Origin of the sequence: Massilia sp. Root418 (assembly GCF_001425265.1) — a bacterium.
Classification (GTDB): domain Bacteria; phylum Pseudomonadota; class Gammaproteobacteria; order Burkholderiales; family Burkholderiaceae_D; genus Rugamonas.
The window spans coordinates 11,431-27,791 of sequence record NZ_LMEC01000005.1; the positions used below are offsets into that span (position 1 = coordinate 11,431).

The window sequence follows — 16,361 nt, forward strand, 5'->3', positions numbered from 1 at the left end:
CGGGCCTCTTTCGTCAGAACTGGTACTGCGCGCTGGCACCCAGCTGCCAGTTGCGGCCCGGCGCGCCTTCGTAGTAGCGCTTGTTGCTGTCGCCGACGATGACCGAACCCACGTAGGTGCGGTCCGCCGCATTGTTCAGGCGGGCGAACTGCTTGAAGCGCCAGCCGCCCGCTTCCTGCTGCGCCGTGGCGCGCAGGTTGACGATGGCGTAGCCGGGGGCAGCCTTCTCGGTGTTGCTGTCTTCCGTGTAGACGCGTGCGCTGGCCACGGTTTCCACGGCGGCGCCCAGAGCGCGCGACGGCGACTGCCACGCGAGCTCGCCGTAGGCGTAGGCGTTCGGCACGCCCGGCAGGCGGCTGCCTTTCAGCACGCTGCCGAAAGCCTGGTCGTACACGGCGCGCAGCGCGGTCAGCGCCAGGCGCGCGCTCAGGCCGTGGCCGAAGCTGGCGTCCGCCGACACTTCGGCGCCCCGGCGCAATGTCTTGCTGGCGTTGCGGTAGCTGGTGCGCCCGCCGCTCGCGGCATCGACCACCAGCTCGTCGTCGGTCTTCACCTGGAACAGCGCCGCGTTGATGCGGGTGCTGTTGCCCAGCAGGGCTTTCACGCCGCCTTCCGCGTGCGTGCTGCGGGCCGGCTGCAGCTTGAAATTGAAGCCGCCGCCGGTGCCGGAATAGAACAGCTCATTGAGCGTGGGCGTTTCGAAGCCGCGTGCGGCGCTGGCGTACACGTTCAGCGCAGGAGTAAGCTTGTAGAGCAAGCCGGCCACCGGGGTGGTGCGGCTGTAGCGCAGGCCGCCGCTGTCGTCGCCATTGGAGAGATAGCGGTCGCTCACGTCCACCTTGAAGCGGCTGTGGCGCAGGCCTGCGTTCAGCACCCATGGCCCTTGCGCCCATTCGGTTTGCAGGTAGGGATCGGTGCTGCTGACCTGGTCCGTTTCGTCGCGCCGGAGCCGGCCTTGCACGCCCAGCGCGGTGGCGCTGAAGTTTTCGTAGCCTTGGCGGCCGTCCCTGGAGCGGCCGTATTCAAGGCCGGCGGTGGAGGTCAGCTTGCCTCCCGCCAGCGTGCGCACGTCCACCAGGCTGATGTCGGCGCCGCTGAAGTCGCGGTCGAAATCGACCACGCCGCCGGAATGGCTGGCCGGCGCCTGGAAGGCGCGCGAGAAGGCCTGGTACTGGATGACCTTGCGGTTGCCGCCGTAGACGGTAACACGCAGCTTGCTGCCGTCCGCGCCGCCGTCCAGCTGCTGTTCCCAGGCCGCGCCTATCTGCTGGTGGTCGATGCTCTTGCGGGTGTTGTAGCGTTCGGCGAAGGTGCGCTTCGGCGTGGCCGTGTCGGTGGCGTCGGTTTCGCCGGCGCGCGGGTCGCGCTGCCAGGTGGCCCAGGTCACGCCCAGCGGGTCTTCGGTGCCGCGCTGGCGCAGGCCGCTGGCGGTGATGGCCAGTTTGCTGCCGGCGCCGGGCGCCAGGGTCAGCTTGGCGTAGGCTTGGTCGCGCCGTGCGGCGCTGTGGTCGCGGTAGCCGTCGGTGTCGAAACGCGAGGCGTCCAGCAGGTAGCCGACGCCGCCGGACTTGCCCTGCGCGTTGACGTCCAGCTTGCGGGCACCGTCGCTGCCGGCCGAGAGGCTGGTTTCCACGCTGGGGGCGCCTTCGCCGTCGCGTGTGAACAGCTGCACCACGCCGCCCGCATGGTTGCCGTAGACGGCGGAGAACGGGCCGCGCAGCACTTCAATGCGTTCGGCCATGTCCAGATTGAAGGTGGCGGCCTGGCCCTGGCCGTCCGGCATGCTGGCCGGGATGCCGTCGGCAATCAGTTTCACGCCGCGCACGCCGAAGGCGGAACGGGCGCCGAAGCCGCGCGAGGAAATCTGCAGGTCCTGCGCGTAGTTCTGGCGGTTCTGCGCCACCAGGCCGGGGACGGCAGCCAGCACTTCGGAGGCGTTCACGCGCATCTGGCTGTCGCGGATGCGGTCCGCGCCCACCACGTCGATGGCGGCCGGGAAGTCAAAACTGCTGCGCTCCACGCGGCTGCCGCTGACGATGATGACAGGGGCCACGGCGGCGCCCGTGCCGGGAACGTCCGGGGTGTCCGCAGCCTGGGCGGCCGGCGTGAGCGGCAGCGCGCCGGCGGCGAACAGGGCCGCCACTGCATTCAGACGAAATCGGTACTGCATGGTCAATCTCCTTGGTTGAGTTCCGCGCCTGCCTGGCGGGGGCCGGCAAGTCTGCTCCAAGCCGTAAGCAATATACCTGCCATGGCCGCAGCGCGCCGCCAGCGTGGCACGGCACTTGCATCGGCTTGCGCACGCGCGCGCATGTTGCGGGCGCCATTCTTCAAGAGGCAGCCATGAAAATCCCGTATTGTCTGCGCGCCGCGAGCGTGCTTGCAAGCTTTTCCTCCTTGCTGGCGCTGGGCGTCCACGCCGCGCCGCTGGCCTACGTGCCGAACGAGAAATCCGGCACCGTCAGCGTGGTCGATACCGCCACCGATACCGTGCTGCGCACGCTGGCGGCGGGCACGCGGCCGCGCGGCATCGCCGCCGTGCCGGGCGGCACGCGACTGTTCGTCACGGACGCCGCCAGCAGCACGCTGCTGATACTCGACAGCGCCGGCGGCGCGGTGCCGGCGGCGCTGGCGCTGGGTAAATCGCCGGAAGGGGTGAGCGTGTCGCCGGATGGGCGCTATGCCGCCGTTGCGGTGGAGGAGGGCGACAGCGTCACGCTGGTCGATGCCCGCAGCGGCGCGCGGCTGGCCGATATCCCGGTCCAGGGCCGCAATCCGGAGCACGCCGTGTTCAGCCCGGACAGCCGCTGGCTATACGTCAGCGCGGAAGAAGCCGAGCAGGTGGATGTGATCGACGTGGCGCAGCGGCGCCAGACGGGCGCGGTGGCGGTGGGCCTGCGCCCGCGCGGGATCGGCTTTTCGCCGGACGGCAGCCGCGCCTATATCGCCTGCGAGCTGGTCAACACGGTGTACGTGGTGGACACCGTCTCTGGCGCCACGCTGGCGAAGATCGCCGCCGGGCGCAACGCCAACGGCATCGCGGTCCACCCCGACGGCAAGCAGGTCTACGTGTCCAACGGCGCGGATGGCACGGTGATGCTGATCGATACCGCCAGCCATGCGGTCACCGCCACGGTAGCGGTGGGCAAACGTCCCTGGAACATGGCGCTCACGCCGGACGGGGCCAAGCTGTACGTTGCCAACGGCCGTTCCAACAGCGTGTCCGTGATCGACACCGCGAGCGCGCGCAAGGTGGCCGACATTGCGGTGGGCGAGCTGCCCTGGGGCGTGGCCATTCCCTGAATCCGGGCGTGATGGATGAAACAGCCCCGGTGTTACAGCTGTTCTCACGGCTGTTGTCACACCTGTTCAACTTTGGAGCAGTTTGCGGCACCGAAGCCGTCCTTTTCGGCGCGCTGCCCCGGCAAAGGCGCCGCAGCCAGGGCTGGCACGGTGTTTGCGGAATAGAGGATGCAAGTCCAACCCACATTGAAGAAAGAGGATGACATGAATCTCGCGGATATCAGCAAACTGGGCGTCGCCAACCCTTTCAAGCAACGCTATGACAACTACATCGGCGGCAAATTCGTCGCGCCGGTCAAAGGTGAATACTTCGCCAACCTGACGCCGATCACCGGGCTGCCGTTCTGCGAAATCGCGCGCTCGACCGCCGAGGACGTGGAGATTGCGCTGGATGCCGCGCACGCCGCCAAGGAGTCCTGGGGCAAGACCTCCCAGGCCGAGCGCGCCAACATCCTGAACCGCATCGCCGACCGCATGGAGCAGAACCTGCAGCTCATCGCCACCGCCGAAACCATCGACAACGGCAAGCCTATCCGCGAAACCATGGCGGCCGACATTCCGCTGGCGATCGACCACTTCCGCTATTTCGCCGGCTGCATCCGTGCCCAGGAGGGCTCGGTGGCGCAGATCGACGACACCACTTACGCCTACCATTTCCACGAGCCGCTGGGCGTGGTCGGCCAGATCATTCCCTGGAACTTCCCCATCCTGATGGCGGTGTGGAAGCTGGCGCCGGCGCTGGCTGCCGGGAACTGCGTGGTGCTCAAGCCTGCCGAGCAGACCCCCGCCTCCATCCTGGTGCTGGCGGAACTGATCGGCGACCTGCTGCCGCCGGGTGTGCTCAATATCGTCAATGGCTTCGGCCTGGAAGCGGGCAAGCCGCTGGCGTCGAGCAAGCGCATTGCCAAGATCGCCTTCACCGGCGAAACCGGCACCGGCCGCCTGATTATGCAATACGCGGCGCAGAACCTGATCCCGGTCACGCTGGAACTGGGCGGCAAATCGCCCAACATCTTCTTCGAGGATGTGATGGCGGCCGACGACGAGTACTTCGACAAGTGCCTGGAAGGCTTTGCCATGTTCGCGCTGAACCAGGGCGAGGTCTGTACCTGCCCGTCGCGCGTGCTGATCCAGGAATCGATCTACGAGGCCTTCATCGAGCGCGCCCTCAAGCGCGTGGCCGCCATCAAGCAGGGCAACCCGCTCGACTCGGCCACCATGATAGGCGCGCAGGCTTCGCAGGAGCAGCTGGAAAAGATCCTGTCCTATATGGACATCGGCAAGCAGGAAGGCGCTCAGCTGCTGGCCGGCGGCACGCGCAATGTGCAGAGCGGCGACCTGGAAGGCGGCTACTACGTTACGCCCACCGTGTTCAAGGGCGAGAACACGATGCGCATTTTCCAGGAAGAGATCTTCGGCCCGGTGGTCTCGGTCACCACCTTCAAGGACGAGGCGGACGCGCTGCGCATCGCCAACGACACGCTGTACGGCCTGGGGGCGGGCGTCTGGACCCGCGACGGCGCGCGCGCCTTCCGCATCGGCCGCGGCATCCAGGCCGGCCGCGTGTGGACTAACTGCTACCACCTGTATCCGGCCCACGCTGCGTTCGGCGGCTACAAGCAGTCCGGTATCGGCCGCGAGAACCACAAGATGATGCTGGACCACTACCAGCAGACCAAGAACCTGCTGGTGAGCTACAGCCCGAAAGCGCTGGGCTTCTTCTGAGAGGCAGCCATGAAAGCAGCCGTAGCCCGCGTTATCGCGACTGGCCCCGCACTGGAAATGATCGCCGAACTGCGCCACCGGCACGGGCCGATCATGTTTTTCCAGTCCGGCGGCTGCTGTGACGGGAGCGCGCCGATGTGCTACCAGGCCGGCGAGTTCAATCTGAGCGACACCGACGTCTACCTGGGCAATTTGAATGGTGCGCCGTTCTACATGGGGCTGGAGCAGTTCGGCTACTGGGAGCACACGCAGCTGATCATCGACGTGGTGCCGGGGAACGGCGGCATGTTCTCGCTCGATAACGGCACCGGGCGGCGGTTTCTCACCCGCTCGCGGGTGTTTACCGACGAGGAAAGCAGGGAACTGGGTCTTTTATAAAAACATGGGAAGAGAAGAGGAGAACAACGTGCGAAAAACATTCATGGGATTGCTGCTGGCATCGGGCGGCGTGGGGATGGCCTGGGCTGCGGGCGGCGCCGCCGTCACCACCAGCATGCTGGAGGGTGCATCGAAAAACACGGCTGCCGTGCTGTCGTTCGGCATGGGCTCGGAGGGACAGCGCTACTCGCCGCTGGCCCAGATCAACACCGCCAACGTGGGCCGCCTGACGCCGGCCTGGTCGTTCTCGTTCGGCGGCGAGAAGCAGCGCGGCCAGGAGTCGCAGCCGCTGATCCACAACGGCAAGATGTTCGTCACCGCGTCCTACTCGCGCATCTTCGCGGTGGACCTGAAGAACGGCGCCAAGCTGTGGAAGTATGAGCACCGCCTGCCGGACGGCATCATGCCGTGCTGCGACGTGGTCAACCGGGGCGCCGCGCTGTTCGATAACCTGGTCATCTTCGGCACGCTGGATGCGCAGCTGGTGGCGCTGGACCAGGATACCGGCAAGATCGTGTGGAAGGAGAAGGTGGACGACTACGCCGCCGGCTATTCCATGACGGCCGCGCCGCTGATCGCCAAGGGCCTGCTGCTGACCGGCGTCTCCGGCGGCGAGTTCGGCATTGTCGGCCGGGTGGAGGCGCGCAACCCGAGGACCGGTGAGCTGGTCTGGTCGCGCCCCATGGTGGAAGGCCACATGGGCCACAAGTACGACAAGGACGGCAACGCCATCGACAACGGCATTACCGGCACCCCCAACAAGAGCTGGCCGGGCGATCTGTGGAAAACCGGCGGCGCCTCCACCTGGATGGGTGGCACCTACGATCCGGCCACCGGGCTGGCTTACTTCGGCACCGGCAACCCGGCCCCGTGGAACAGCCACCTGCGGCCCGGGGACAATCTGTACTCCTCGTCCACTGTGGCGCTGGACGTGACCACCGGCCAGATCAAGTGGAGCTACCAGAACACGCCGAACGACGCCTGGGACTTTGATGGCGCCAACGAGTTCGTGACCTTCGACATGGATGGCAAGCGCTATGGCGGCAAGGCCGACCGCAACGGTTTCTTCTACGTGAACGACGCCACCACCGGCAAGCTGCAGAATGCCTTCCCCTATGTGAAAAAGATCACCTGGGCCACCGGCATCGACCTGCAGACCGGCCGTCCCAAGTACACCGCCGACGGCCGCCCCGGCGATCCGACCAAGGGCGAGGAAGGCAAGAAGGGCAAGACCGTGTTCGCGGCGCCGGCCTTCCTGGGCGCGAAGAACCAGATGCCGATGGCGTACAGCCCACAGACCAAGCTGTTCTACGTGCCGGCCAATGAATGGGGCATGGACATCTGGAATGAACCCATCAGCTACAAGAAGGGCGGCGCCTACCTGGGCGCGGGCTTCACCATCCGGCCGCTGTTCGATGACTACATCGGCGCGCTGCGCGCGGTCGATCCCAAGACCGGCAAGATCGCCTGGGAAGTGAAGAACACGGCCCCGCTGTGGGGTGGGGTGATGACCACCGCCGGCGGCCTGGTGTTCTACGGCACGCCGGAAGGCTACCTGAAAGCGCTGGACGCCAAGAGCGGCAAGGAGCTGTGGAAGTTCCAGACCGGCTCCGGCGTGGTGGCGCCGCCGGTGACCTGGCAGGACGGCGGCGTGCAGTACGTGGCCGTGGTCTCCGGCTGGGGCGGCGCGGTGCCGCTGTGGGGCGGGGAAGTGGCCAAGAAGGTCAACTTCCTGGAGCAGGGCGGCTCGGTGTGGGTGTTCAAACTGATGAAGTAGAACGGAACGATTGCCTGGTGTCTTTTTCTGGCGGCCTCGGTCGCCAGTTTTTTTGCCTTTTTTCTGAGAGGGTAGCAAATGCAAACCATTTACATGCCGCCAAGCGCGTTCTCGGCGCAGGCGGCCATTCCGGACATGGAAACCTACAAGGCCCTGTGCGCCCATGCGGAGCGCGACTACGAAGGCTACTGGGGGGCGCTGGCGCGCGCCAACCTTGATTGGCAGGTGCCGTTCACGCGCGTGCTGGACGAGCGCGAAGCGCCGTTCTACCGCTGGTTCGACGACGGCCGCCTGAACGTTTCCTATAACTGCCTGGACCGCCACATCGGGCGCGGCCTGGGCGACAAGACCGCCATCATCTTCGAAGCGGACGACGGCGCCTTCAGCCACGTTACCTACCGTGGCCTGCATGCCAAGGTCTGCCGCATCGCCAACGGGCTGCGCGCGCGCGGCATCGGCAAGGGCGACCGGGTGGTGATCTACATGGCCATGTCCGTGGAGGGCGTGGCCGCCATGCTGGCTTGCGCGCGCATCGGTGCCACGCATTCAGTGGTGTTTGGCGGTTTCTCTGCCAAGGCGCTGCAGGAGCGCATCGTGGACGCCGGCGCGGCCGCCATTATCACGCAGGATGAGCAACTGCGCGGCGGCAAGCGGCTGCCGCTGAAATCCATCGTCGACGAGGCGCTGGCGCTGGGCGGCTGCGGCAGCGTCAAGCACGTGATTGTCTACCAGCGCACCGGCGGCGGCGTCACCCACGTGTCGGACCGCGACATCTGGCTGCACGACCTGATGGCGGACCAGCCGGAGCAATGCGAGCCGGAGTGGGTCAACGCGGAACACCCGCTGTTCATCCTGTACACGTCGGGCTCCACCGGCACGCCGAAAGGCGTGCAGCATTCCAGCGGCGGCTATCTGCTGTGGGCCGCGCTCACCATGAAGTGGACCTTCGACATCAAGCCGGACGACGTGTACTGGTGCACCGCCGATATCGGCTGGGTCACGGGCCACAGCTACATCGCCTACGGACCGACGGCTGTGGGCGCCACTCAGGTGATCTTCGAAGGCGTGCCGACGTATCCGGACGCGGGCCGCTTCTGGCAGACCGTCGCGCGCCATGGCGTGAGCATCTTCTACACGGCGCCCACCGCCATCCGCTCGCTGATCAAGGCCTGCGACATGGACCCGGCGGCGCACCCGCGCAACTACGACCTGTCCACCCTGCGCCTGCTGGGCTCCGTGGGCGAACCGATCAACCCGGAAGCCTGGCGCTGGTATCACCAGCACGTGGGCGGCGAGCGCTGCCCCATCGTCGACACCTTTTGGCAGACCGAAACCGGCGGCCACATGATCACGCCGCTGCCGGGCGCCACGCCGCTGGTGCCCGGATCGTGCACGCTGCCGCTGCCGGGCATCATGGCCGCCATCGTGGACGAGGCGGGGCACGACATGCCGGACGGGCAGGGCGGCATCCTGGTGGTGAAGCGCCCGTGGCCGTCGATGATACGCACCATCTGGAACAACCCGCAGCGCTACCGCAGCAGCTACTTCCCCGAAGAGCTGGGCGGCAAGCTGTACCTGGCGGGCGATGGCGCGGTGCGCGATGAGCATAGCGGCTATTTCACCATCACCGGCCGCATCGACGACGTGCTGAACGTGTCCGGCCACCGCATGGGAACCATGGAGATCGAATCCGCGCTGGTGGCGCATCCGCAGGTGGCCGAAGCGGCCGTGGTGGGCAAGCCGGACGACACCACCGGCGAATCGATCTGCGCCTTCGTGGTGCTGAAGAAGGCGCGGCCCGGCGGCGCCGACGCAAAGGCGCTGGCGCAGGAACTGCGCAACTGGGTGGGCAGGGAGATTGGCCCGATCGCCAAGCCCAAGGAGATCCGGTTCGGCGAGCAGCTGCCGAAAACGCGCTCCGGCAAGATCATGCGCCGGCTGCTGCGCGTGCTGGCGCAGGGCGGGGAAATCACGCAGGACGTGTCCACCCTGGAGAACCCCGCCATCCTTGAGCAGCTGGGCAAGGCGGTGTAGAAAATCGGCACACCTGCGGCGCGCTGCTGATCCGTATTGGCACAGCAGCGGCGCGGCGCCGCAGGGTTCTCCCTCTGCCGCACACCCGGCACGCTAATTGCCCTTGTACGGTTACATCAATCGATGTGCCAAATCACAAAAAACCAAGGGAGACAGTATGAAAAAGATCATCATGAGCGGCATGATTGCGGCCACCTTCACGGCGCAGCAGGCCGGCGCCGTCGATTTCAAGGCGGGCGACTGGACCGTGGGCGTGGGCGGCATCGTCAACGCCTACTACACCCAGGTGTCCTGCTCCGGCAACGCGGTGGGCGGGCTGGCGCTGGCCGGCAAAGGGCTGGGCTGCGGCGGCCAGGATGATCGCAGCACCATCGGCAACGGCCTGCTGCCCAATGGCCTGGTCACTTCCGCCAGCTCCAACCAGGGCGGCTACGACGTCAAGGCGCTGATCGGCATCTACCACGCCACCGCCACCGACAGCGCCATCAGCCAGAACAGCGAGGTGGACGTGCGCCAGGCCTACTTCACTTTCGGCACCGCCGACATGGGCACCATCAAGATGGGGCGCGACAATGGCCTGTTCGGCGCCGGCGCCATCTTCGGCGACATGACCTTGATCGGCGCGGGCGCGCCGGTGCAGGCAACGCAGCGCGGCCGCGTCACGCTGGGCCACATCGGCGCCGGCTACAGCTACGTCGGCTACTACGGCCAGATCGCCTACAGCTTGCCGAAGAGCAACGGCTTCGGTGTGGACGTGGCGCTGGTGAGCCCCGTGTCCGATACGCCGCTGCTGACGCCCTCGGTCTACTCGATCAAGACCAGCCCGCAATTGCAGGGCCAGCTCACCTGGAGCGCGGGCGGCGCCAAGGCCTGGCTGGGCGCCAAGGGGCAGAAGTTCGAGTCCGTCACCCCCGGCGTGAACGACTTCACCATGCGCGCCTTCGAGGTGGGCGCCTCCTATAGCGAAGGCGCGCTTGGCCTGCTGGCCAATGTCCAGGGCGGCAAGGGTCTGGGCGTGTTGTCCGACGCCGACCAGGGCGAGACCACGGCGCGCAACTACTTCGTGCAGGGCACCTACAAGGCCACCGGCAAGATGAAGCTGGGCCTGGGCTACGGCATCAGCAAGAACAGCGACAATACCCCGGGCACCGGCGGCTTGAAGTCGAACGCCAACCTCACGCTGGGCGCGTACTACACGCTGAACAGCGCCATCACGCTGGTGGGCGAAGTGGGGCAGACCCGCTCCAAGGGCTTCAACGGCAGCGAAGCGAAGATGAGCGGTGCTTCGCTCGGCGGCATCATCTTCTTCTGACCTGGTGATGCAAAGCGGCGCGGCCATGGTTCATTCACTGTTCGGCGTTATCCGGTGCTTCGCGTGCAGGCTGTGGCCAGCGCTCTCCTCCGGGCATGCGCTGGCGTCAATACTGGCGCTGGTGTGCTCGCTGGCGCCGGCCGCGCCGGCCGCGGCGGGTGTACTGGACCGCGCCGCCGTGGCCCGGCACTTCCCCGCGCCGCTGATGGTGGGCGAGCGCGACGCGGCACTGCCGGTATGGCCCTTGTACCGGCAGAACGCCACGGCGACCGACCTTGCCGGTTATGCCTTCGAGTCGATAGACCTGGCGCCCGTGCCGGGCTTCTCCGGCGTGCCGCCCAACCTGCTTATCGCGCTGGACGCCAAGGGCATTTTCCTTTCCGTGTCGGTGCTGTCGCATCACGAGCCGGTATTCCTGGAGGGCCTGGGGGAGGCGCCGCTGGTCCAGTTTTTGTCCCAGTACCAGGGTGTGCCGCTGGCCAGCTCGGTGCGCATCGGCGGCAGGGAAGGCAAGGGCGCAGCACAGGAAGTCCACCTCGACGGTGTGGCCAAGGCCACCGCCTCGGTGCGCATCATCAACCAGAGCGTCCTGTCGGCGGCGTTGAAAGTAGCGCGGGCGCGGCTCGGCTTTGCTGCCGGGCGCGATCCCGCCCAGGCCGCGCGTCTGCGAACGGATGTGGACGAAACCATCCCGCTGGAACGCATGGTGGCACAAGGGCTGCTGCGACAGCTGCGCGTGACGAACCGCCAGGCAGAGGCGCTGTTCAGCGGAACCGGGGGAGCGGGCCTGGACGCGGAAGCGCTGCGCGATCCGGGCGCCACGTTCATCAATCTGCGGCTGGCCTATGTTTCGCTGCCTGCAGTGGGCCGCAGCCTGCTCACACCGCGCAGCTGGAACAAGCTGGCGGCACGCCTGGAACCCGGCGACCACGCGCTGCTCGCCATCTGGTCCGGCCGCCACACGCTGATGCCGGAGGAGTTCGTGGCGGGCAGCGTGCCGGAGCGGCTGGTGCTGCGGCAGCAAGGCTTGCCGCTTGAACTGCGCGACCTGGACCTGGAACCGGCATTGAAGGACCAGCAGGCCTTCGGCGACGTACGGGTAGCCGCATTCCGCGTGATTGCGCAGGCAGGGCTGGATCCTGGGCTGCCGCTGGACTTTGCGCTGCCGGTCACGCGCAGCAAGGGCATCGTCTACCCGGAGCGGATCACGCGCGAACTGGCGCTGCCATACCGGCTGCCCGAGCGGTTCTACATTGCCGGCGCACCGGCCGAGCAGCCTTGGGCCGGCGTCTGGCGCGCCCGCGCGGCGGAATTGGGCGTATTGGCCGCCGGTTTGCTGGTGCTGGCCATCGCGCTGATGCTGCAGCGCCGGCTGGCCGCGCGTAGCGTGTGGCTCGCGCGTTTCCGCACGGGCTACCTGCTGTTCACGCTGGGCTTTATCGGCTACTGGGCGCAAGCGCAGCTGTCCATCGTCAACCTGACCGGCGTGGTGCAGGCACTGGCGGCCGGACGCAGCCTGGACTACCTGATGTTTGACCCCGCCACGCTCATGGTCTGGCTGTTCGCACTGGCCGCGCTGCTGTTCTGGGGGCGCGGCGTCTATTGCGGCTGGCTGTGCCCCTTCGGTGCGCTGCAGGAATTTGGCGCGCGCCTTGGAAGCTGGCTGCGCCTGCCGCAGATACGGTTGCGCAGCAGGACCGACAAGCAGGTCAAATGGCTGAAGTTTGTCGGACTGGCCGCGATCGCCATCAACGTGGCAATCGCCTCCAGCGCCGCACTGGAGGGGACGCTGGCGGATGCGGCCAGCCCCGCCGCTGGCGCGGCCGTGCGCGGAGCCGCCACGGCCAGGCCGGCGGAGGCCGGGCTGGACCAGCTGCTGGAGCTGGAGCCGTTCAAGACCGCCATCACGCTGGCCTTCGTGCGCAGCTGGCCCTACGTGGCGTACGCTGCCGGGCTGGTGCTGCTGAGCGCCTTCTGGTTCCGCGCCTTTTGCCGCTACCTGTGTCCATTGGGTGCCGGCCTGTCGCTGCTTGGGCGCGCCAGGCTGCTGGATTGGGTGCCGCGCCGCCGCGAGTGTGGACAGCCCTGCCAGACGTGCCGCCACCGCTGCGCCTACCAGGCCATCACCCCGGCTGGTGCGATCGACTACGAAGAGTGTTTCCAATGCCTGGACTGCGTGGCCATCCACGATAGCGCCGACCAGTGCGCGCCGCTGCGGCTGGAGCGCAAGCGCGGCAATTTCATTCCGATTGTGCGCGAAGGCGCGAAGGAGAGGGCGTCATGAAACGAAGGACATTTTTGGCAGCCTCCATGGGCGTGCTGGCCGGCGCCGCAGCGGAGGCAGGCACCGGCGCTGCAGCCGCCACCCTGCACACGTCCGCCGCGCAGGCGTTCGGCACCACCATCGCCGTCACCGTGGCGCACGCCGATGCTGTTCTCGCGCAGGCCGCCATGAGCGCTGCGCTGCGCGAGGCCCAGGCCGTGGATCGGCTGATGTCCATTTACGATCCAGCCAGCCAGGTCTACCAGCTGAACCGCGACGGTGCGCTGGCCGCGCCCGACACGCGCCTGTTGCTGGTTCTGTCCCAGGCACGCGCGCTGTCGCTGCTGACCGAGGGCGCGTTCGACGTCACCGTCCAGCCCTTATGGCTGGCCTATGCCGGCGCAGCGCTGCATGGCCGCCTGCCGGATGCCCACGCCGTGCAGCAGGCGCGCGCGCTGGTGGATTGGCGCCAGCTCGCATTCAGGCGCGGCGAAGTGCGCTTCCTGCGGCCCGGCATGGCGCTCACGCTTAACGGCCTGGCCCAGGGCTATGCCGCCGACCTGGCGCTCGCTGCGCTGCGCCGCCACGGCATCCGCAACGCGCTGCTCGACACCGGGGAATTTGCAGCCAGCGGCGCCAAGCCGTCCGGACTGCCCTGGACCCTGGGTATCCGCGACCCGCGCGATGCGCAGGCCTGCACCGACATCGTGCAGGCGCGCGACCGCAGCATTGCCACTTCTGGCGACTACGAAACCGTGTTCACCCAAGACCGTGTGCATCACCACATCCTGGATCCGGAGCGCGGCGACTCTTCGCCCGAACTGGCCAGCGCGACGGTGCTGGCACCGTCCGCACTGCTGGCCGACGGCTTGTCCACTGCGTTCATGGTGATGGGCGAAAAGAAGGCACATGCACTGGCCGGCCGCCTGCCCGGCATCGATCTGCTCACTGTGGACAAGCAGGGGCGTGCGCGCCGCTCGGCTGGCTTTGCCGCGGCCGCGGCGCGCGCATGAGCAGATTATTTCAGGTGCGGCATCTTGCGGTAGATGGTATTGCGCGACACGCCCAGTGCGCGCGCCGTGGCCGACACGTTGCCGCCGTGCGCCGCCAGTGTCTTCTGGATCAGCGAATGCTCCACGTCCTCCAGCCTGGCGCCGGCTGGCTGTGCGTGGACGGCCGGAGCCGCGCCGTGCAGCTGCGCGCCGCAGGGCGGCGACGCCGTGGCAATATCGTCCAGGAAGTCGTCCGGCATGTGGCGCTGCGAGATCTCGTACTCGTCGCCCGCCATCACGATGGCCGTGCGCAGGAGATTGGTCAGCTGGCGGAAGTTTCCCGGCCACTTGTGGCAGCGGAACAGCTCCAGCATCTCCGGCGCCACCGTGTAGCGTGTGCTGTTTGATTCGATGGCGATAATCTTCTTCACCACCGTTTCCAGGTCGGTGCGCTCGCGCAGCGGCGGCAGCTTCACCACCAGACCGTTCAGCCGGTAATACAGGTCCTCGCGGAACAGGCCCTTGGCGATGCGGTCGCGCAGATTGTGGTTGGTGGCGCAGATCACTTCCACGTTCACGGGGATGGACTTGCTGCTGCCCAGCGGCGTGACCATGCGCTCCTGCAGCACGCGCAGCAGCCTGGCCTGCAGGCTGTAGGGCATGTCGCCTATCTCGTCCAGGAACAGGGTGCCGCCGTTCGCTTGCAGGATGCGGCCCACCGCGCCCTTCTTGCGCGCGCCGGTGAACGCGCCATCCTCGTAGCCGAACAGCTCCGACTCGATCAGCGTTTCTGGAATCGATGCGCAGTTGACGGGAATGAAGGGGCCCTGGCCGCGAGGCGAGTCGTTGTGGATGGCCTGGGCCAGCAGCTCCTTGCCGGTGCCGGTTTCGCCCATGATCATGATGGGAATGTCCTTGCCCAGCACGCGCGTCACTTTGTCGATCACCAGTTCCAGCTGCGGATCGCCGGTGCGCAGGTAGCGCAGGCCGGACAGTTTGCGCGCCGCGTTTGCCGCGTGCTGCGCGGACGGCGCCGCCGCCATCGAAACCGGCCGTGCCGCGTGTTCGCCATCCTGCGGCGGGGCCAGCACATGCTGGAAGTGGCTGCTGCCCAGCCGCAGCTGGGCGCGGCCGTACACCCGCACGCCGTTATGCATGCACAGGTTCAGCAGGCCCGGGGCGGCGGTGCGATAGTGGTCGAACAGCGCGGACACCGGCAGGCCGAACAGCGAATTGAAGGTGTGCGTCTGCAGCGCCGCGTAGCTCAGGCCAAGCTGGAACAGGCCGCTGCGGTTGGCGGACAGGAAGCGCCCGCCCGGCGTAAAGGAGGCGATGCCCTCCATCAGCGTGCCGATGAATTCCGGCCGGGTGTGGAAGTGCAGCGTGATCGCGTCCTCGAACGTGGCCTGGAACAGTTGGTTCTCTATCATCAGCGCCGACATGCGCACCAGGGCCATGGTGTGCTTGTGGTAGCTGCGCTGGTCGCCGGACACGTCCAGCACGCCGACCACATTGCCGTGGTGGTCGGTGATCGGGGCGGCGGAGCAGGTGAGGAAATGGTTGGCCTGCAGGTAGTGCTGGTCCGCATGTACCAGCGCCGCGCTCTTTTCCGCGATGGCGGTGCCGATCGCATTGGTGCCGCGGCACGCTTCGGACCATGCCGCGCCGGGTTGCAGCGCCACGCGGTTGGCCTTTTCCAGAAAGTCCGCATCGCCCAGCGAGTGCAGGATGACGCCGTTGGCGTCCGTCAGCAGCACCATATTGTGGGTGTTGATGATTTGCTGATACAGCGTTTCCATGGCGGGCAGCGCATGGGTATGCAGCATTTTGTTCTGCTCTATCAGCAGGGACAGTTCGCTGCCGGCGAGGGCGCCGAAGTCCTGCTTGCTTTCCGGGCAGAGCCCGTAGGCGAGCGAGCGCTCATGCGAGGTACTGATAATGCCGGCCATGTCGGGGGCGGCAGTGGTGGCGGTTGGCTGGTACATGTCTCCGATTCCTCTAACGGGCCGTCTGATGCGGCGTTTTTGTGTGTCGGTTGTTACAGTATGGAGCATTTGTATCGTTCCGGAACAACCAGGACGGAACAAATGCCGCGCCAGGGCCCTTGGCCTTGCCGCTTGCTAGTACTTAGCAAGCCTGATGCCACCAGCTTACATGAACCTGAAATAGCGCTTGCCTATGGGACAGGGACTTGCTATAGTTCTGTCCCCGCGCTGCTGAACATACGCAGCGCAGGATAGAAGGAAAAGCAGGGGGTTGACGGAAACAGCGACAAGCCTCATAATCTTCCTTCTCTGCTGCTGAACAAAACGCTTCAGCAAGTAACGCAGAATTCTTTAAAAATTAACAGTCGATAAGTGTGGGCGTTTGATGATGGGGCCCGCAGCGCAAGCTGCGAAGCTCAAATTATTTAAACGCTCAACGAAAAACAAACGTGACCTTCGAAAGAAGGAATCGTCAGTTAATTGAAGAGCGACCAAGTCAGCAATGACTTTAAACAGAGATTGAACTGAAGAGTTTGATCCTGGCTCAGATTGAACGCTGGCGGCATGCTTTACACATGCAAGTCGAACGGTA

The 16,361-nt window shown here is 66.5% G+C and carries 10 protein-coding genes and 1 rRNA gene; 9 read left to right on the forward strand and 2 right to left on the reverse strand.

What is annotated here, in order from left to right:
• Positions 1 to 13: 13 nt before the first annotated feature.
• Entirely contained in the window at positions 14 to 2,170 is a 2,157-nt protein-coding gene (locus ASC94_RS07260; protein WP_056392792.1) for a TonB-dependent receptor, read from the reverse strand.
• Positions 2,171 to 2,343: 173 nt separating this feature from the next.
• On the opposite strand from ASC94_RS07260, the gene ASC94_RS07265 reads away from it, so the two are divergent.
• From ASC94_RS07265 to ASC94_RS07300, 8 genes are all read left to right on the forward strand, one after another.
• On the forward strand, positions 2,344 to 3,303 hold the full coding sequence (locus ASC94_RS07265; protein ID WP_056392794.1) for a beta-propeller fold lactonase family protein: 960 nt from the start codon (positions 2,344 to 2,346) through the stop codon (positions 3,301 to 3,303).
• Positions 3,304 to 3,507: 204 nt separating this feature from the next.
• The gene (adh, locus tag ASC94_RS07270) at positions 3,508 to 5,028 is read left to right on the forward strand and encodes an aldehyde dehydrogenase (protein ID WP_056392796.1); all 1,521 of its coding nucleotides are present in this window, start codon (positions 3,508 to 3,510) and stop codon (positions 5,026 to 5,028) included.
• A gap of 9 nt (positions 5,029 to 5,037) precedes the next feature.
• On the forward strand, positions 5,038 to 5,406 hold the full coding sequence (locus ASC94_RS07275; RefSeq protein ID WP_056392801.1) for a DUF779 domain-containing protein: 369 nt from the start codon (positions 5,038 to 5,040) through the stop codon (positions 5,404 to 5,406).
• Positions 5,407 to 5,449: 43 nt separating this feature from the next.
• The gene (locus ASC94_RS07280; RefSeq protein WP_056392802.1) at positions 5,450 to 7,183 is read left to right on the forward strand and encodes a PQQ-dependent methanol/ethanol family dehydrogenase; all 1,734 of its coding nucleotides are present in this window, start codon (positions 5,450 to 5,452) and stop codon (positions 7,181 to 7,183) included.
• A 78-nt stretch (positions 7,184 to 7,261) separates the two neighbouring features.
• Positions 7,262 to 9,217, forward strand: a complete 1,956-nt coding sequence (gene acs / locus ASC94_RS07285; RefSeq protein ID WP_056392804.1) for an acetate--CoA ligase — start codon at positions 7,262 to 7,264, stop codon at positions 9,215 to 9,217.
• Between the two features lie 157 nt (positions 9,218 to 9,374).
• Complete coding sequence (locus ASC94_RS07290) at positions 9,375 to 10,529, forward strand: hypothetical protein (protein WP_056392806.1); 1,155 nt, start codon at positions 9,375 to 9,377, stop codon at positions 10,527 to 10,529.
• Positions 10,530 to 10,554: 25 nt separating this feature from the next.
• A complete protein-coding gene (locus tag ASC94_RS07295) occupies positions 10,555 to 12,813 on the forward strand; it encodes a 4Fe-4S binding protein (RefSeq protein ID WP_082616337.1) in 2,259 nt (752 codons plus the stop codon).
• Positions 12,810 to 13,805, forward strand: a complete 996-nt coding sequence (locus ASC94_RS07300; protein ID WP_056392808.1) for an FAD:protein FMN transferase — start codon at positions 12,810 to 12,812, stop codon at positions 13,803 to 13,805. Before ASC94_RS07295 ends, ASC94_RS07300 begins: the two co-directional genes overlap by 4 nt.
• A gap of 5 nt (positions 13,806 to 13,810) precedes the next feature.
• On the opposite strand, the gene ASC94_RS07305 is transcribed toward ASC94_RS07300, so the two are convergent.
• Positions 13,811 to 15,769, reverse strand: a complete 1,959-nt coding sequence (locus ASC94_RS07305) for a sigma-54-dependent Fis family transcriptional regulator (protein WP_056392810.1) — start codon at positions 15,767 to 15,769, stop codon at positions 13,811 to 13,813.
• A 521-nt stretch (positions 15,770 to 16,290) separates the two neighbouring features.
• On the opposite strand from ASC94_RS07305, the gene ASC94_RS07310 reads away from it, so the two are divergent.
• Positions 16,291 to 16,361: ribosomal RNA gene (locus tag ASC94_RS07310) — 16S ribosomal RNA — on the forward strand; the annotation flags it as partial.